Origin of the sequence: Peribacillus simplex, assembly GCF_900156045.1 — a bacterium.
Lineage (GTDB): Bacteria > Bacillota > Bacilli > Bacillales > DSM-1321 > Peribacillus > Peribacillus simplex_D.
This window is the reverse complement of record NZ_FTMX01000006.1, coordinates 271,985-291,255: the sequence shown is the minus strand read 5'-3', so window position 1 is coordinate 291,255 and position 19,271 is coordinate 271,985. Positions and strand designations below refer to the sequence as shown.

Genomic DNA, 19,271 nt, shown 5'->3' with positions numbered 1-19,271 from the left:
TTTTTCATTTTCATCTAATGAAAGGCTCTTTTCGTAAAGATTGTTGTTTTTAAAACAAAACGATTTAAGGTTGATTGGAGCGCAAGTGCGAGACTCCTGCGGGAGCAGCGGGACAGGTGAGACCCCACGGGCGTTTACGCCGAGGAGGCTCACCGCCCGCCCCGCGGAAAGCGAGCATCTGGAGGGGAAATCAACCACACCGCTTTACTTGGTAAATTGCAACAAAGTATGCGAAATCAGCCTAATGAAATAACGCACCTTTAATTGAACACGAGTGCAGTGTATGTAGTAAATCAAGTTCTCATTATATGTATTCGATGTCGAAATGAGGGGATATTAATTCCATGCTTTGTAAATCCCATTCAAAGGTAAGTATCGCTGATTGTTTTGATTTATGTGTTAGGAGGGGAACACCATTTTTTATGATCATGCTTTCTGCATCCCAAAAACGGACAGTTTCGTCTTCGCCAGTACGATTGCAGACAATTACAGGCAGTCCTGTATCCAATGACCTTTGTTCCCATTCTCCCTCTGGACCATGTAATCCGGGACCCCAGGAAGACGGTGCAATTAATATTTTTGCCCCTTTTTCAAATAGGCTGTTAGCAATATCTTTGGTATATGCGTCAGCACATATCATAATACCAACCTCAACATTATCTGTTTTTATTGGCTCTATTACATCCCCCGAAGCTGACCAATCATCAATAACACTTATTTTTCTCTGTTTACCTAATAAATGACCTTTTTTATCCATGACAAACACAGAATTATACAACTCTCCGTTACTGCCTTTTTCAGGGCAGCCCAAAAATACAGTGCTATTCGAATTCTTTAGTTTACGGCTCAAATTACTCATCCAAGCATCAGGTTGCCTGTTAATCCATCCAGTCCCAATCTTATGATTGAATTGAAGTCCGCTGACACAAAGTTCGGGTGTTATAATCCATTCGGCATTATTATTTGATGCTATATGAATGGCTTGTTCAATTAGTTTTTGGTTATACTCCACATCACCAGCGATAGGCAATAGGTGTAATAAAGCTATTTTTATTTTTCCCATAGTGATCTCCCAAACATCAACTTATATTAATGGCCATGCTTGTAATGATTGTAGCATAGACATTGATTGGCTTGTTCAACTAATCTTCCTCGATAGATTTTGCCACTCGCTGATGTAGCAAAATTCTCCGTTACAAGGGCTGATTGTTATATCATCAAGAAATTGAAGTAGAAGGGGTAGAGATGAGGGATTTTGGACGTTAAACAGATACTTATTTCTATTTCAGGTGTTTTTAGCGTTGTTATGTTAATTAGTAAGTGAAAAACATAAAAAGGGCACTTCCTCGGAGAAGGAAGCGCTTCCATGTTATATAAAGCTATTGGACTTTCATTATAGCATGAGTTAACCTTCAAATAAAAGGTATTAATGATAAATTTAGTTATTTTTAATATATTTTTACATTTAAAAAGACTTGGGTAGAAGTACTTTTCTCCTTTTAAAGTCACGGGAAAACTACTCCAATTTAATTCAGTATCATCAAAAGACCGTCCAGTTTTTGCACATCGGACGGTCATACGAATAATAGAATGAAATTTTAATATCCTTCGTGAGGGAAAATATTCATTTTGCTGTACCAGCTTTATTTATCACTTCCTTCGCTGCCTGCAATGCGGATTCATAATCTGGGTGATCCGTGACTTCCGGTACATATTCCACATACTTAATAGTTCCTTCTTGATTTATTACAAATACTGCCCTGCATTCCAGTCGTTGTTCTTTCATATACGTTCCATATGCAGTACCAAATGACAAATCAAAATGGTCGGAGAGAATGGTTATGGCTTCCACATTACTCTCTTTACACCATCTTGCTTGAGCAAAAGGAAGGTCAGCGCTGATGGCCAACACTGCTACATCATCACCCATTTTGCTTGCTTCTTCATTTAAGACCTTTGTTTGTAAATCACATACACCCGTATCAAGCGAAGGAACAGTCGTGATGATGCATGCCTTATTTTTATAGTCTGTTAAATGTGCTTTACGGCGGTCATTTGTTAATAGTGCAAAGTCAGGGGCCTTATCCCCTACCCTTAGTTCAAGACCAATTAAGGTCACTGGATTACCGCCTAAAGTCACTACACCAGTACGCTCATATGCCAAATTGAACCCTCCAACTCCCTTACTGATTCACTAACTTCCTCGGTAGGTGCTATATCCTCCTGGAGCAACAAGCAGAGGAACATGATAATGTTCTTCATTACTTCTTATTCCAAAACGAAGTGGGACCTTATTTAAAAATGGCCTTTTATAAGGATCATTCGCTCCATCATTGAAATATTCCCCAACATAAAAGACAAGCTCATACTCCCCTGGTTTGAGATCATCCCCTTGAAGTAGCGGATCATCCACTCTCCCATCTTTGTTTGTACAGACTTCTTTAATGAAAGAATGGTCTCCCTGTTCTGCTATGGCCCAAAGTTCTATCTTCATCCCTTTTGCCGGCAGGCCTTTAGACAGGTCTAAAACATGTGTGGTCAGCTTACTGTCCATTATCGGGAAACCCCTACAGTTGAATCAGCTGCCTTTTTTTGTTTAACGTCTTCTTGTGTAACGACAAAGCCTTGGAAGCCAAACGGAGGACGAGGTTCCTGATAAACACTTCCTTCTGAATTTGGAATAGTATCTACAACCGTTTCCCAGGTACGATTATTGGTTTTAAATTGAACATTTGCGAGCTGAGGGAAACGTTCCAGAATCCTGATGCCAATATGATAAATGAGCTGCTGAATCGAACGGTTATTCAGTTCATGGAACACTGTGTTTGCAATATCACTAATTTGTTCCGCTGCTACATATTTTTCTGGATTTGCTCCCGTGGCATCCTCCCAGCGGCTATATTCCCAATCGAAATCCAAGTAGATAAATAGTGGACGATCATGAGCTTCTGGCAGTGTGGTGTATTCATCTTGAATAAATCCATAAAAAGAGCTTCCTTTAACCTTGATTAACTGGACATCAACTATTCCACTTGAATGCTTGACGATTTTGCTTCCGGTAGGTGTCCTTTTCACTTCGATTGTAGTGGTAGCCCTCTCATTTCTGGAACATCGAAACACAACATCACTATTTTCATGTCCTTCCCCTTTTGGAACAAGTACATGATCGAAGGGAACTTCATTTGCTGTCAATTCTACTGCATCTATGTGGCTATACTTATCAAGGAAAACTTCACATAAGAACTTTAAAAATCCTTCCGCCGTATTTCCTTGATAATTGGCGGCCTGGCGATGAATGATGTTTTTCATGGAATCCGTTGCAATCACCAAGCTATTATCTCCTTCCGTAAAAGAAGATAAGAAAGCTTCCCCTTTCAGAGAAATCTGGCAATTGAATCCAAAAATAGTGTTATCTCTTTCTGTGAAACCTGATTCCGGTATTTTCCTCAAACCTGTAAGAGGCTGTACAAAAGTCCTATATACAAATACATCCCCTTTACCGTAATACATCGTTCTGTTTTCATTTTGAACTGTCATATTATTCCTCCTCCTATTTAATAAAATCAGATAACCTGTGGCTAGCAATTAAGTGGATTTGCTTGATCGCTTCCTTAAGTTCATTTGCCTGATCCAAACCAATCCTTCTTTTCATCTCTGCCTTTATCAACGTTTTATCGCTGCCACGGACAGCAAATATGAACGGAAATCCAAACTTTTCTTTATACTGATTATTTAACGCATGAAATTCTTCATATTCATCCGGAGAAAGCGAATTCAAACCGGCTGCGGATTGTTCTTTAACTGATGCTTCAGCCATATCAATCCGGGCTGCCAAGTCCGGGTGAGACTTGATTAATTGGAGCTGTTCCGATAATGATGCATTCTGCACAACTATTTCCATTTTCTCTTTTAGGTCCTCTAAGGAAATGAATGGCTTGTAATCCCATGAACGCTCTGCTATCCATGGAGAATGTTCATATACCCAACCTAACTTTTGGATGAATTCCACCTTGTTCAACTCATTTATGCTATTAAGGTCAGATATCAATGCGGGGCCTCCTTTCTTCAGATTATTTTTACAATTCAAAACATTCTTAACTTAATTGAATTATATACGTGCGCTTATTTATAGGTCATTAGCTGAAAAAGCTAATATTTTTCCAAACCCTTTGTGCTTACCGCACTCACCTTTAAAAAACAGGCTATCCTTATAGCTTAGCTTCAGTTGCCAATATTCAAAAAATTAGTTAAATTAGAGAAAAAGGGCACAGCGAAGGGGACCTATCATGCATTTAACGATGACTGATGCATTAAAATTACCACAGATCAAACAATGCCAAGTGGTAGCTGGCATTCAGGGACTTAATAGAGAAATAGAATCCATCAATAGCTTTGATGCTCCTGATGTGCTTTCCTGGTTGAAGCCAAATGAATTGATTCTAACAACAGGATACTTATTTCAAGATAATCCGCAACAATTAGACCAATTCGTAATCGAATTAGCAAAAATGAATTGTTCAGGATTGTTCATCAAACTGGAAGAAATTCCACAAACTACTATCAGCATCGCCAATATGGCCAATTTGCCTATTCTCAGAATCCCCACTGAGTTTTCGCTATCAGATATCATGTCTCCCCTGCTTCGTGAAATTGTAACGAGACAGAATGAACAAAAAGAGTTGAGTTATAGTATTGAAGATTTTTCGGGAGATGGTGCCGAAAATATAAGTTACGGGATTTTAGGGATGACGGAGGTCAAATCCAGCTTCACTCAAATTACTGGAGGATACATATGTACTGTTTTACCTTTAACGCTGCAATGGAATCAAAGGAATGATTCCATTGCTTATAAACAGCTTATCAAGACAATTGAAACATTAACCGGGCAATATAAAATCGATAAGCTCATAAGGAATATCAAGGGCAGTCTAGTTATCATTTATCTGGATACCATCCCCCTAGGGAACACCCACTTTTATTCACAAGTCATCCAGATAAGCCAACAAATTATCTCCACTTTATCTAAACACCTGCCAATGGAACTTACGCTGGGAGTCGGTAACTATCATACAGGTATTAAAAATCTAGCTATTAGCTTACAGGAAGCTTTACAATCTATTGATTTGGGAAAACGATTGAACCCAGGAAAGGAAGTTTACAGCTACAAAGAATTAATAACATTTAAAATTTTGCAGTATGCTCCAAAAAATATGCTCATGGATATTGTTACAGGTAATTTAGCACCGCTGAAGGACCATGACGATGAAACCCAGTCTGACCTTATCAAAACCTTGGAGGCATATTTGCAATGCAATCTTCGGCCTGCTGAAACGGCCAGAAAAATGGGGGTACATCGAAACACTATCCATTTTCGAATAAAAAGCATAAAAAAACTATTGGGAATGGACTTAAGCAATGATGATCTGTTCACTTTAAAACTTGCCCTATATGCCAAACGTCTGCTGGATGACCGATAAGAAATAGTCCATACCATATGAAAAACTGCCAGAGATACCTATTCCCTGGCAGTTTTTTTCTAAGTCCAGTAACACTTGATTCCGGATTCCTTCAAATCCTGCTACCTTTACCTAGTCATGTAATAATAACTTCGCAGCTTTTATACTAAACTGCAATTTAAAAGCAATATCCCTCGATTTTAAATCAACTCCCAATAAGTCCTCAATCCTGGACAAACGGAACTTTACAGTATTTCGATGAACAAACAAAGCTCGTGCCGCATCTTCTATTCTCCCTCTTGAAAATAGATATGTTTCCAGCGTTTTTAACAACTCCCCCTCATTTTCCCTATCATATACAATAATCGGTTGAATCATGGATAGCACGTATTGAGTTATTGCATCCTTAGGGATTTGATTTATTAAATCTTCAACTTCAATGCTTGCGTAATCATTGATGTTAGTCGGGTTGACCCTCGAGCCAAGTTGAATAGCCTTTTTAGCTTCAGAAAACCCTTCTTTCATATTGTGGATTTCTTTTTTCACCTTACTTAACCCCATGGATAGTGAAGTGCCAGGATTATCTTCGGATATAAGACCTTCTAAAATGCCGGCAATTCTTTGGGCCTGCAGAAGTAGGTGTTCATCAGTCACCATTCCTTTTCCTTGCAGGATAATCAATTGACCATCGAAGTCGATATTCCAATACTTAAAATCTTTTTTTTCCGTTTGGTTTAATTTCTCCAACATTCTACCAATTGGAAAGAATGAATCCCCTTCTTCTTTCGTTACATTTATTAAGAGCAGAATATATGGCCTATCGGGATTAAAGCCAAATTCCTGCAATTGGGGGATAAAAGGTGAAGTCCTATTTTCCCCATTCAAAAGAGAATGAAAAACTTCAAAACTTCCTTTTCCATTGTTTTTCACTTTTTCCTTATTAACAAGTTCATATGTAAAGCTGAATAATAAGTCGGATAAAGGCATTTCATAAGGAATCTCCAGTAAGGGGAAATTGTGCTTGTTCGCTTCTTCTACCATTCCAGGAGGAATCGTAGAAAGAAACCTCTTAATCTTGATAGCTAATCCAGCACTTCCTCTTTTCGACAATTCCCTAACAAGATTGATTTGAGCATTCAGGTCATCTTTAAACACATAACCAGTTGTCAGTAGGAGTTCCCCTCGTTTAATCCATGATATATCCGGATGATCCATTATACTTACTGAATTAATTACCCGAGCTAACCCTTGATTTCCTCCAATAACTTCCACTTGGTTTAGGGCAGGAAGCTTCAAAGCTTTTTCGATCGTTAAATACATATTTCTCCCCCTATTCTTCTTAATTATAAACAGAATGCACTTGAATGAATATTCATATTTTTCCAAAAAATAGTCTTGATTTAGCATTATGGCGGTGATAATATAAAAACAGATTAATTTTGTAAATGCTGTTTCTTAATAAGCAACAATAAATTCGACCATAAGGAAGCGTTTACAAAATCACAAGGAGGCGATTTCATTAGATCCACATAATTGGAAAGCTCTTACTAATTAAAAGGGGGCAATCATGGAAAATTTGAGCAAAGTAAACACGCTATTGTTAGGTTTACAGCATGTTTGTGTAATGTATGGAGGAGCGGTAGCTGTTCCACTAATCGTCGGTCCTGCAATCGGCTTGACACAAGAACAGATCATATACCTGATCTCGTTTGATTTACTCGCCTGTGGGATAGTCACCTTGATTCAAGTTATTGGCGGTAAAGGATTTGGTATAAGGTTACCGGCCTTAATGGCTGTTTCTTTTATCGTGGTTGAGCCAGTAATAGCTATAGGAACAGTCCATAGTATAACCGGGGTATTAGGCGCAGTTATGGTATCTGGATTAATTGTTGCTATTTTATCAGGAGTAATTGGTAAATTAATACCCTTTTTCCCACCAATTGTTGCAGGGTCCGTCATTTTAATTATAGGCGTGTCATTAATGCCAGTTGCCATGAAAAATGCAGCGGGTGGAAGCGGTTCCCCCACCTTTGGAGATCCTATGAATCTAATGCTAGCTGGTTTTACACTACTGTGTTTCCTTCTGTTGAATACACTTACTAAAGGTTTCTTGAAAGCGGTTTCAGTTCTTTTCGCCATGGTTCTTGGTACTATATTGGCTGGTTTCTTAGGTATGGTCGATACCTCAGGCTTTACAGAGGCCAGCTGGTTTACAATGGTGACTCCTTTCTATTTTGGGGTACCCACCTTCGACTTTTCATCTATTATCACTATGACAATCATATCTTTAATCATTGCTGTTGAAAGCATAGGTGTCTTTTTGACACTCGGGGAAGTATGCGGGAAGGAAATAACCGAAAAAGATGTGGAAAAGGGGCTCCGGGCAGAAGGAATAGGGAGCTTCATAAGTGGTATCTTCAACTCTTTTAACCATTCTACCTTCTCACAAAATGTTGGCTTGGTCCTGCTGACAAAGATAACTCAGCGCTCGGTAGTAGTCACGGCAGGCTGTATTCTAATCATTCTAGCTTTTGTGCCTAAGGTTGCCGGTCTTACGACGATGATCCCTTTACCTGTTCTCGGTGGGGCTATGATACCAATGTTTGGAATGCTTCTATCTGCAGCTTTGGGAATGGTAGCAAAAGCTGATTTGAGCAAACCATCGAATCAATTGACGATTGCACTTGGAATAGGAGTCGGTCTAGCAATCAAGGGGGTCCCTGAAGCATTCGATAAATTCCCTGAAACAGTCCAATTAATATGTGGAAATGGAGTAGTGATGGGTACAATAACCCTAGTTGTGTTAAATGCCATCCTGAATGGAAAAACAAATCCATCCATTACACACCATCATTCCATACCCGATATTCAACCAAGTATAAGCCAGAATATTAATATACACCCTTAGAAAGTAGCGGACAAGGCAAGTCTCTAAGGGTGTCTAGTTGGCTAAATTCTCCAACACTTTTAATTATAACCTTATTCAGATAATTTTCAAACAAATAATGCAAGCACCTTGTAACAGCCTATTTAATAGGTAAGCAAGGTGCTTTTTTTACTCAATTTTAGGGTTGAAAAGAGAGCGATATACCCTCCAATATGGAAAATGCCCTTTTTTTGAGACTATATTCAAGGGTCCCTTAAATTGTATTTTTTTTATAAGGCTGATTTCGTAAAGATTGTTGAGTCAGGGGTGTGATTGACAAATTTATTGCATAAAATTGAAACTTGGGGTGGTTCTGGAGAGCTTTAAGCTTAACTTGCTTAGCTTAGAGGGGGCAGTAGGGGTAGGTCCTGAAAATGCATCATCACCTAATTTTGTTTTCCGTACCCTTTAGGAATTGTTCACATAAATGTAATCCTTAACCCCTGCATCACCAGTGACAAGTGGTTTAGTAAGCGCAATTCTCATCTACTCTTGATTGGTTATACAGTTATTTTTTCCAAACTTCAAGTATTTCAGATCCTACTCGATCCCATTCATATAAGGTAAGGGCAAGTTCTCTGCCTCGTTCGCCCATTTTTTTCATTAGGGCTCTGTTTGATAGAATTTCTGTAATCTTCTCTGTAAAACATCCAGGATCTTCTGGATTCTCCACTACAAGCCCATTCTCTCTTATACGAATGACCTCTGGATTTCCGCCCCTTGCAGTTGTTACGATTGGAAGCCCTGCAGCCATTGCTTCATAATGGACGCGTGCAAGTGGTTCTTGCCATATTGATGTACACACGAATAAATCAGCAGCAGCAAACCAATTTTGTATTTCACTAGGTGCAACAAAACCTGTTGAAACAACTGGGATAGGCAGCTTTTTTGCCAATGCTCTTACATAAGCTACATAATCGGTAACATCATTTTGGCTGAACCATTTACTTCCGACAATAACTATAGCCAAATCCTTAAATTTACTTGAAAGCTCAGGTAATGCCCGAATTAGCCTATCGACTCCTTTATTATTTGAAAGTCTTCCTGCAAATAATATGACCGTTTTGTTTTCAAGACCGTTTGCTTTGCGTAATTCATTACGAATTTTTTGCATTTTCGGGTGACTGCCGGGCAGAAATCGATTGGTGTCAACACCAGAATAGATTGTGCGAATCTTTGATGAAGCTTGTGGATATAAAGTTTTTATGACATTTCCTATATAGTCACTGACAGTCACAATATTTGTAACTTCATCTATGGCCGCTTTTGCTTCTTCCGGATTGATTTTCTCTGGATTAAACATATCATTATGCATGCTAAGGGTAATTTTTGAATTAGGTGCCGCTTTTCGGACAGGAAGGACTAGTCGAGGTCGATTGAATATATGAATTAGATCGAAATGATTTGCTTCAAGATAGTGAATAACCTCTTCACGATATACTTCGAATATTTTTCCAGGTACACGTACATAATGGTTTCCATCAATCGTCTCTTGATCAGGGAGTGATGGATCATTAATTCCTAAAACCGTAATATCATGGGCTTTACTTAAATGTGGCAGGACGCCTGAGATATAGGTTTGAATGGCACCACCTAGTACCGGAGGAACAGGAAGCTTTTCGGTACAAATCATTAAAATTTTCATGTTTGTTCCATTCCCTTCCAATCATCTTTAATTTCTTCTAAAACTGGCCATTTTGTCTGATCGGTATCAACAATTGTTTGAATCATGGCTGTTGTTTGATCATTTAGAAATAATTCAGGTTCATATACTACTTCTTTAATATTCTTGTAAAATTCATTTGGACCAGCTAAATCGATCATTAAAATATCATATAGTTGCGATGAAATTGGATTTGCCTCATGATAGGATTTGATCATTTCTCTTACCCAAGTTGCATCCCATCTATATAAATCTGCCATTGTGCCTGTAATCAGTTTTCTCAAATCGCGAATGGGAAGGTCATAAGCAACACCATCAAGGTCAATAATCCACATTCCATTATCTCCCATTTGTCCATTTGACCAGCCATAATCTTGATGCACTAATCCCCAATATTCATTTCCTTGTTGTGCTAACTCTAAATAGCTTGATTCATTTAATTGTTCTAAACTTCTTTTTGCTTGTTCTTCGAATTGATCTAACACATTCAGCAAGTGGGGGCTTGCAGGCATTTCTTCATATGCATTGGCAATGTTTCGAAACCAATCCATTTTATTAATGACTTTTTCATAAGTCGCTGGCCATTTATATAATCTGGATGCAACTTCAGCTTGTTGAGGCGGAACATACCCTTTGCTTAAAAGGTGGAATTCGCCGAGGGCATTGCAAAGGTGTTTGGCTCCTTCCAAATCTTTTGTTACAGGTGCCAAGGATTCGATCCACTCAGCGACGAACCATAACTTCCCTCCAGCCTCAACATAATCTTTTCCATCTTTGGTTTTCACGATGGGCGGTACTCTTGCTTCCTTAACATTGACTAAATATTCTTGAGCTCCCAAGCTAAACATGCTTCTTGTAGGTCTTCTGTGTAAAAGCTTTAAACTCTTTGGCCCTGAACTTGTTTCCATTTTCCAAATAGAGCCGCCTTTATCTGGTTTTGTTGTAACAACATGCATGTTCTGAACGGAGAAACCGTAATGTTCAAGAACTTCCAGTGCCATTTTTTCAATATATTCAGGAACAAAAAACTCATGAGTAAGTTCATCTTCTTCCCAAGGCACAATTATTGCTTTCTCCATGAAAACCCCTCCTGTGATATATATAAAAGTATTTTCCGCCAATATAAGGGTAAGGTCACGACAGATTTGTTATGTTCCAATATCAGGTTGTATCCATATACAAGCATAATTTCATACTCTAATGTTGAATATTGTTCTTTATTAAATATCCGTGATTAGTCGACACCGCTGGAGTAGTCATACTTTTTATTAAACTATGTGGAAAAAAAACTTTTGTATCAGACAATTCACCCAAATTGTTAGGTAATTGGGTTCTGGTGTAAATATGACCTGTTAGAATCATCGAATCTCGATATCATTTTCGTCAATGAATTCAAGCTCGACTTGGACAATTCAATTGAATATATAAAAGCATGTTTCGATCAAACTTTTAAAACATGCTTTACCTTTCGTTTGTTTGTCGCTTTTTTATCATGGCTGTTTTCACATACTTTGTTGCTATTTACCAAGTAAAGCGGTGTGGTTGATTTCCCCTCCAGATGCTCGCTTTCCAATCAACCTTAAATCGTTTAGTTTTAAAAACAATCTTTTCGAAAAGAGCCTTCATCATAGAAGGGGAATCACACAAACTACGGTATTTTGTATGATAAGCAAATCCCAGCAAAAAAAGCCGTTTCCTATACGTTAGGAAACGGCTTTTTTATTTCGCTTATTGTGCTAAAGCATTTGTTAGTTCAAATTTTATTTTTGCTTCCCCGGGACCAGATAACCACTGGAATCAATAATAAAGATAATAGCCCTCCAATAAATGATAATGTTGTATAACTTGAACCAGCCACGATCATTCCGGATAAGGCTCCGCCCGAAGCTCCTGATAATGCAATTAAAACATCCACTTTACCTTGAGTTTTAGCCCGAGTTGAAGTTTCAGTTGAATCAACAATAAGAGCAGTCCCACTTATTAAACCAAAATTCCAACCTAATCCAAGTAAAGAAAGGGCAATTACTAGGAAAATCATGGAATCGCCTGGTGCAATCGCTGATATTAAACCTGCCAGAAGCAAAGTGGCTCCAGAGGCAATAGCCATGGCAGTACGACCGAACTTATCAACAAGGAAACCTGTAACCAGTGACGGGAGATACATGGCACATACATGAAATCCAATAACAAGACCTATATCACCCAAGTTATGTCCATGATGTCCCATATGAACTGGTGTCATTGTCATGATAGCCACCATTACGATTTGAGTAAGAACCATAATTGTCGCACCAACAATAATTCCTCTTTTGTTTACTGTTTGTTCAGTATCAGTCGAATGTTCTATTCCCTTACTTTCTTGGTTGGACGCTTCTATCGTTCTTGCTATTACTAATGGGTCTGGGCGAAGCATGACGAAAAGTACAAGACCTGCCAGGATAAATGCTGCTGCCGATAAAATGAAAGGACCAGCAAGTGATGGAATGCCTATAGATGCAGCAAAACCCCCCATTACATTCACTAAATTCGGACCTGCAACTGCACCAAATGTTGTAAACACCATTGTAATACTAATAGCAGTAGCTCGTTGTTTATTGTTTGCTAAGTCCGTTCCAGCGTAACGCGCTTGCAAATTCGTCGCTGTTCCTGCTCCATAAATAAGCAGGGAAGCAAATAAAAGGAATACACTATTTATTATCGCTGCAGTTATGACTCCTATTGCTCCAAGTCCACCTATCATAAAACCGGCTGTTAGACCTGTACGACGGCCGTAACGTTGAGAAAGTCTCCCTACGACTAAAGCAGCTCCTGCAGACCCTAAAGTAAATAAACCCGAAGGAAGTCCAGCAAATGCATCAGTGCCAAGCATTTGTTGAGCAAGAAGTGCCCCCACCGTAATTCCAGCAGCTAACCCAGCACCACCAAAAATTTGTGAAATACTTACAATAATTAATGTGCGTTTGTATAACATTTTTTGTTTTTCTTGAGAATCTATATAGCCCTGGTTCATTTGATATGCTTTATTAGACATTTGTTAATACCTCATTTATCATTCTGTAATTTCCAATCATGTACACCTTCCTCTAGACGAAATGCATTAAAACCTTTGGGCTTAAAAGTTCAACAGCTTCCACTGACATTAAACAGTAACAACCACGACAATAAACAACCACATCACAATTGGTTGGTAAAGTTGAAAGTTTCTCACTTAACTCTTCAATTGGCATAGAAACTGCACCAGGAATATGAGCTTCTTCATATTCCTCCATAGGTCTTACATCCAACAAAATAACTTCACCTTTATCCATCCGTTCTTTAAGTTCTGAAGGTGAAACCCCATCCATGCCAAGATTGACATTCAAGAACTCCTGCTTAATTTGTTGAACCTGTACGAACTGTTTTTCTGATAATGTATGCAAGGAAGTTAAAAAATCCGAAATGGCTGCATCCGCTAGTTCGTAAATGACGTAGATCCCTTTCTTCTGAAACTTTACCAATCTAGAATTAGCAAGGGTTCATACATTCGCCACAGACATATCAATAGCTTTAGATAATGCCTCCACCGACTTTGGACCCTTGAGATAAAATATAGAATTTCCAATCGTTTTGGACTAGAAGTCTTTTACCTATTCTTGCGAACTCTTAATACAATAAATCTTTTAAATTTCGATCGTTAAACATGTAAAATCACCATCTATCTATTCAGATGTTTTATTAAATACTTGAATATTAAGCAAAGCTATAAGAAATGTCAAACAATTCCTTATAAAATTTTACTCCAACCGTTTGTTAAAAATTCCCCTTACATCCTTTTGTACTTAGTATGGCACTAAACCATTTTAAAGGGGGCAGTTTGTTTTCATGCTAAATAGGCTGCAGAGTCATCACCAGACCATTATCGTGCCGTACGAATAAACTAAGATTACCTGCCCCTTTAGTTCCAAAAGAAAAAGCCGCCTTAAAGACAGCTCCAATCTTCGGCTAACGCACCTGTCAGTTCAACAAAACCAGGTTTTCACCGTGTATTATGTTCATTAAAAATCAACTAGTGGGACATCCGTTAGTTCCTTAACGCTTTTCTGACTTTCTTTGCAAAAACTAATGGATCATCAACAGCTTCGATATTAACGTAAATCAAATTCGGATCATCAAATAGCCACTCATTGTGTATGGATGAAACTATTATTCCTTGTTTAAGAATCAAAGCAACAAAATTCTCGACTTCACTTTGCAAGAGTGCTACCCTACCTAGGCACAATGCTTGTCCAGTCTTATCTCTTGATTCAAATGAGAAAGAAGAGGTCACTCTAAAACGTTTTCCTAAAATTTTTGCCTTGATTTCATTTCGATTTATGGTTGTCACACATTTTCCACCCGCAAATCCTTCTTGGCCGCCGATAATCCTAGCAAACTTTTGACAAATTAATTCATCATTAGATGCCATCTATTCATCCCCTCCCTAATATTAATAGGATATGAATCAATGGATAGATTCGAAACGGATATGCATCTATTTTGAAATGAAAATTAACTATCCTGCTCCTGTTAGCTCCATATGAAAAAAAGGATAGAGCCTATAGGCTTCTATCCCTTTTCTTCCTATGGTTTGTTTAACTAATAGAAAACGATTTACTTTTATTTTAAATTTTGAACGTCAGATAAAACACCATCTAACTCATTTGCAGCTTTTGTAAGTGTTGGCAAATCAAGCGGTGAAGACGTTGCACCAGCTTCTATCGTGTGAAGGGGAGTTTCGACCTTGCCATATAAATCAGGGCTTTTATCTTTCACCTCGTCTTCAAATGTTTGCCAAGATTCCTCAAGCTTCGCTCCACTTTCTTTTACTTTTGTAGCATCCTTGGCTTTTAGTTGTGCATTTAGATCAGCAATCGTTTGTTTCATATCCTTCGCACCATCACTAATGGAAACAGATTTTGGAGAGGACTGTTCTGTTTTCTTGGTTTCATCTGCTGCCTTTTCATTATTGTTTCCGCAAGCAGTTAAGCTTAATGCAGCTACTACGAGGATAGGGGCTAGTAATTTACGAGATTTCAATTTTGTTACCTCCAGTATGTACTTTTATTTTACTATTTTTTCTTTTATTTAAAATTGCTGTAATAACAGCGATAACAAGTAAGATCACCTGAGGGATAAAACTTTCCCAGGTTGAATATATACCGAAAAAGTCAATGCTAGGGATGGGTGCTTGAGTCGCGGGTAATAACCCGGCAAGCTGCAGCCCATGAATCCCCATGCCAGCAAACTTAATGCATAGGTAGAACATCAAAATGCTTGATACGAGAAAGAATGGACGCATTGGAATTTTCAAACCTACCTTGAGTATGAGGTATGTAACAATTACAAGGATGAACAGTCCAATGGCAATCCCTAGTAAAAGCGATGCTAACTTAATGGAAGCAGCCATCCCGATAAAGAATAGGACAGTCTCTGTTCCTTCACGGAAAACAGCCAGGAACGAAAGAATGGCTAGGGAGAACAAGCTACCGGTATCAAGTGCTTTTGTACTTTGTGTCCGAATATATCGTTGCCATTCAGCAAGACTTGATTTACTGTGAAGCCAATAACTCATATATAGAAGCATCACTGCTGCAAATATCCCTGTCCAGCCGGATATCAAGAAATTGTTACTTCCAAATGTACCTGTAGAAAATAATAGGTTTACAATTACGCCAAGTACAAGGCTTACTCCAAGTCCGGCTCCTACTCCGTACCAGATCCATTTACTTTTCGCTTCATGGCCAGCTTTTCTCAAAAATCCAAGCAAAGCCACCACTACAAGCAATGCTTCCAATCCTTCGCGAAGAAGAATGGTGGTGGCATCCAGCATGGTATAGCTTGTCTTTGCTACCAGTGGAGAGAGGTAATCACGCATACCTTCAATCGTTTTCTTTGCACTTTGAACATCCGCGGGATTGGAGGATAACATGGCGTAACTATCAACCATATCCCTTTCCGCATTACCATATATCTTTGAGGATTGCGTAAGGACAATTCCTTCGACATTCAACCATGATTTTCGGAACTTCTCTATGTCCCCCTTTGCGCCTTCAATATCATTATCATTAATCTTCGAAAGAGACTGATTCAGCAGTGTCACAAGTTCTGCTACATTTCCAGTGGTACCTGAATTTTTACCACTTTTAGATGAAGAAGAATACTTACCTTCTATAAAATTTTGGTTGGTCTCTTTTAATCTAATAAGTGCATTTTTTAATTTCTCATGATCCACAGGCTGCTGAGCAAAAGCGAACTGAGCTTGACCCATGATATCTTCAATATCATGATAAGCCAGCTGAGATTGGTTTTTCACTCCATCTTCAATTGAAATCCAAGTAGATGTAAAGGTTTCGTATTGCCTAAAAGCTGCCTTTGTGTCGCCCTTATCCACAGATTGGATAGTTTCTACAACTATCTCATTTGCCTTTTTCATGTCATCGGATGCATTAGCTGCAAAACTGTTTATTGGTAAAATGACAAAAGCTGTGAGTAAAATTAAAAAAGTCGTAACTAACTTGCTTTTCATAAAGGCCTCCTTTGGAATGAAAAGTATCTTTTTATGCAAAAAAATTTTGTAATCCGTAATGAAAATAATTATGAATTATATCTATAGAAAATAAACGTTCTTTAATTAATGGATGTCAATAAATATTTTGATATGAAGGAGTTTACTAATACCCCTAACGAATATAAAAAACTATTGCCTTTTCTCGGTATTCAATCGGGGTAAGGCTGTTAAATTTTTCTTGGTAGCGATCTTATTTGATGGTAATTCTCATGTTTACCATGTGTCCAATTAATCATTAAAAGAGACCCAGTTTTTATTTTCATTTGCCTCACTCAAAAGCGGGCTGGGGCAAAGTATTTTAATTCTAAAATATCTGTCTAAACTTAAAATCAATGCATCTTTCCTAAAGAACAATAATCCGAACGCAGATGTATAGAGAGTTAAGCTAAGCAAATTCATATTACCGGAAAGGATGAAATTAATTTGCATAAATAAGCAGATAAAAATAGCAGGTAATGTCATAAAGCCAACTATTAAGCATATGCCCATAATTATTTGGGTAATGGGTATTGTGTAATTTAAAAACGGCACATGATTTAAAGCTGCCCCATCAATAAAGTTCTTATAAAATTCGGGTACATTTGGCTTATCCAATGATTTTGTCAAATATTCAGTTAGGAACACTGTGGGTTGTTCGTACCATGATACTTCACCTGTTTTACCTGTAATTTTGGTTAATCCCGCTAAAAACCACCCTAATCCAAATAATATTCTCATGAGTACTACTAGAGATTTAAATATCATATTATCAATTGAATTTTTCATATCGTCACCTCTTAATAAATTAACTTTTTTGTGTCAACTTTGAATCAAATTTATAAAATCCCCATTAATAATTGGACAATTATTTAGATTCTTCATACTTGAATTTCCATTTGAATGTCATAGGTTCATAGAAACCTTTAACATCTCCAACGTGACGAGCTAAATCAGGTGCACTGATCTCATAAGTCAATTCATAATTTCCTGATTGTGGAATATAAACATTTGAAGCATAATGCGGATCGCCTGCCACCATTTGATATAGTTGCCCTTCTTCTATCACTTTATTTGAATCTAGATGATGTATTTTATACTTAATTGATAGATAAGGAATCCATTCACCTTCATGGAATCCAAAAGTATTATCCCCCGTTGCATGAATGTCTGCTTCTAAATGAATGTTACCTTCTTTTCCTCCATGTTCAACCGGTGCCACTTCAACTGAATGAGGCATATAAACTGCATTAATCTCCATTCCGTTTTTATTTACCTGACCAATTGTTACATCTTCTCCAGCTTCTTCATGTTGTTCATGTTTTATACTTTTTCCCTTTTGTTCAGAAGCCTTATCTTTTTGATCGGTACAAGCAACAGATAAAGCAAGAATTACGATTGATACCAAAATTAATAATAATTTTCTCATAAGCTATACCTCCATATATGATCTAAAGTGTGTAAAAAATGATTTCATTCTTAAAATTTAATTCTTTCAATTATTTTATTTTTCAACATGATTTTATTTTTCTATCTATAGGTGCAATCCTTCTAACTCTTAGTGTTACATCATTAATTCCTCCATCGGATAGAAAGTTAAAATAATAATGATAATCATTATCAATAACTTGTCGATGTTCGTATGCTACAAAAAAAAAATTAAAAATACTTTAAAACAAAATTAAAAAAAATTAATTTTTCACTCCGAGTTCTAAAATCCTCCCTTATGATACGTTTTTTTTCCTTAATTAAATTAGGTTTTAAATTTTCTCGTTCTAGTCAAATAATCATAAAAATAGTTAGTTTTTGTAGTAAATTCCACAGAGAAATAGCAATGGTACCAGAGTATGTTTTCTTATTAGCTTTTAAATGGAAATTATTGTTCGATTGACCAGGTCAGAGCGTTAATCTAAGATATTGTTATAAATAATTTGATAATGATTATCATTATCTAATTGAAGTGAGTGAATTTGTTGGGGGAAATGGGATGCGGTTATTATTGGTAGAAGATGAGACAAAAGTAGCGCGCTTTATATCGCAAGGGCTAAAAGAATACCATTATGTTGTAGATGTGGCGAGTGATGGTGAAATGGCATCTGAGCTGGCTTATGCAGAAGATTATGATCTTATTATTGTTGACCTTATGATTCCCAAAAAAAATGGAATGCGGTTAATTAAGGAACTAAGGTTGAATGGAAGAAATGTTCCTATTCTTATTCTGAGTGCCAAAGATTCAGTAGTAGATAAAGTAGAGGGACTTGATTTCGGGGCGGATGATTATATGACAAAGCCTTTTGCTTTTACGGAGTTATTAGCACGTATACGGAGTCTGTTAAGACGAAATCAAGAGAAGTCATCACCTCTTTTGCAAGTCGCTGATTTGACGTTGAATCCTTCTACGAGAGAAGTGATTCGAGATGGACTCCATATATTCCTTTCCAATAAGGAATATGCAATTTTGGAATTTTTGATGAGAAATGCAGGTAAGACTTTGTCTCGAACCTTGATTTTAGAGCGTGTGTGGTTAGATGCTTATAATATAGGAACAAACGTGGTTGATGTTTATATTAATCACCTAAGGAATAAAGTCGACAAAAATTTCAATGTAAAACTCATCCAAACGATTTATAGTGTAGGTTATATGATTAAAGGAGAAAAATAAAC

General features: G+C 37.5%; 16 protein-coding genes and 2 pseudogenes. 3 read left to right on the top strand and 15 right to left on the bottom strand.

Annotated elements, in window-relative coordinates:
• Positions 1-304 precede the first annotated feature (304 nt).
• The 5 genes from BW986_RS21145 to uraD form a co-directional block, all read right to left on the bottom strand.
• Positions 305-1,063: a carbon-nitrogen hydrolase family protein gene (locus BW986_RS21145; protein ID WP_076370433.1), complete on the bottom strand. Its 759-nt coding sequence runs from the start codon at positions 1,061-1,063 to the stop codon at positions 305-307.
• 561 nt (positions 1,064-1,624) lie between these two features.
• Positions 1,625-2,164 carry a thiol peroxidase gene (tpx, locus tag BW986_RS21140; protein WP_076370431.1) on the bottom strand — a complete coding sequence of 180 codons (540 nt, stop codon included), beginning with the start codon at positions 2,162-2,164 and terminating at the stop codon, positions 1,625-1,627.
• 30 nt (positions 2,165-2,194) lie between these two features.
• Positions 2,195-2,554: a hydroxyisourate hydrolase gene (gene uraH, locus BW986_RS21135; protein ID WP_076370429.1), complete on the bottom strand. Its 360-nt coding sequence runs from the start codon at positions 2,552-2,554 to the stop codon at positions 2,195-2,197.
• Positions 2,554-3,537, bottom strand: coding sequence for a factor-independent urate hydroxylase (gene pucL / locus BW986_RS21130; RefSeq protein WP_076370427.1), 984 nt, complete (start codon positions 3,535-3,537; stop codon positions 2,554-2,556). Before pucL ends, uraH begins: the two co-directional genes overlap by 1 nt.
• Before the next feature lie 13 nt (positions 3,538-3,550).
• Entirely contained in the window at positions 3,551-4,048 is a 498-nt protein-coding gene (gene uraD / locus BW986_RS21125) for a 2-oxo-4-hydroxy-4-carboxy-5-ureidoimidazoline decarboxylase (protein ID WP_081395737.1), read from the bottom strand.
• Positions 4,049-4,286: 238 nt separating this feature from the next.
• Here uraD and BW986_RS21120 point away from each other — a divergent pair, with 238 nt between their 5' ends.
• Complete coding sequence (locus BW986_RS21120; RefSeq protein WP_076370425.1) at positions 4,287-5,477, top strand: PucR family transcriptional regulator; 1,191 nt, start codon at positions 4,287-4,289, stop codon at positions 5,475-5,477.
• A 111-nt stretch (positions 5,478-5,588) separates the two neighbouring features.
• Here the strand turns inward: BW986_RS21120 and BW986_RS21115 are convergent, their stop codons facing one another.
• Positions 5,589-6,776: a PucR family transcriptional regulator gene (locus tag BW986_RS21115; protein ID WP_076370423.1), complete on the bottom strand. Its 1,188-nt coding sequence runs from the start codon at positions 6,774-6,776 to the stop codon at positions 5,589-5,591.
• Between the two features lie 247 nt (positions 6,777-7,023).
• Here BW986_RS21115 and BW986_RS21110 point away from each other — a divergent pair, with 247 nt between their 5' ends.
• Positions 7,024-8,364 (top strand): nucleobase:cation symporter-2 family protein, encoded by a 1,341-nt coding sequence (locus BW986_RS21110; RefSeq protein ID WP_076370421.1) that lies wholly within the window; start codon positions 7,024-7,026, stop codon positions 8,362-8,364.
• A gap of 529 nt (positions 8,365-8,893) precedes the next feature.
• Here the strand turns inward: BW986_RS21110 and BW986_RS21105 are convergent.
• The 9 genes and pseudogenes from BW986_RS21105 to BW986_RS21065 form a co-directional block, all read right to left on the bottom strand.
• A pseudogene (locus BW986_RS21105) lies at positions 8,894-10,027 on the bottom strand (glycosyltransferase family 4 protein); the annotation flags it as partial.
• On the bottom strand, positions 10,024-11,124 hold the full coding sequence (locus BW986_RS21100) for a CotS family spore coat protein (RefSeq protein ID WP_076370417.1): 1,101 nt from the start codon (positions 11,122-11,124) through the stop codon (positions 10,024-10,026). The pseudogene BW986_RS21105 and the gene BW986_RS21100, both read right to left, overlap by 4 nt.
• A 674-nt stretch (positions 11,125-11,798) precedes the next feature.
• Positions 11,799-13,076, bottom strand: a complete 1,278-nt coding sequence (locus BW986_RS21095) for an MFS transporter (RefSeq protein WP_076370415.1) — start codon at positions 13,074-13,076, stop codon at positions 11,799-11,801.
• A gap of 11 nt (positions 13,077-13,087) precedes the next feature.
• Positions 13,088-13,675: pseudogene (locus BW986_RS21090) on the bottom strand (ArsR/SmtB family transcription factor).
• Positions 13,676-14,105: 430 nt separating this feature from the next.
• Positions 14,106-14,489 (bottom strand): DUF1259 domain-containing protein, encoded by a 384-nt coding sequence (locus tag BW986_RS21085; RefSeq protein ID WP_076370413.1) that lies wholly within the window; start codon positions 14,487-14,489, stop codon positions 14,106-14,108.
• A gap of 191 nt (positions 14,490-14,680) precedes the next feature.
• Entirely contained in the window at positions 14,681-15,100 is a 420-nt protein-coding gene (locus BW986_RS21080; protein ID WP_076370411.1) for a hypothetical protein, read from the bottom strand.
• On the bottom strand, positions 15,087-16,589 hold the full coding sequence (locus tag BW986_RS21075; protein ID WP_076370409.1) for an FTR1 family iron permease: 1,503 nt from the start codon (positions 16,587-16,589) through the stop codon (positions 15,087-15,089). The genes BW986_RS21080 and BW986_RS21075 overlap by 14 nt, the downstream gene beginning before the upstream one ends.
• A 270-nt stretch (positions 16,590-16,859) precedes the next feature.
• On the bottom strand, positions 16,860-17,396 hold the full coding sequence (locus BW986_RS21070) for a DoxX family membrane protein (RefSeq protein ID WP_076370407.1): 537 nt from the start codon (positions 17,394-17,396) through the stop codon (positions 16,860-16,862).
• Positions 17,397-17,475: 79 nt separating this feature from the next.
• Positions 17,476-18,036 (bottom strand): iron transporter, encoded by a 561-nt coding sequence (locus BW986_RS21065; protein WP_081395735.1) that lies wholly within the window; start codon positions 18,034-18,036, stop codon positions 17,476-17,478.
• 558 nt (positions 18,037-18,594) lie between these two features.
• Between BW986_RS21065 and BW986_RS21060 the strand changes: the two genes are divergently transcribed.
• Positions 18,595-19,269: a response regulator gene (locus BW986_RS21060; protein WP_076370405.1), complete on the top strand. Its 675-nt coding sequence runs from the start codon at positions 18,595-18,597 to the stop codon at positions 19,267-19,269.
• The last annotated feature ends 2 nt before the right edge of the window (positions 19,270-19,271 follow it).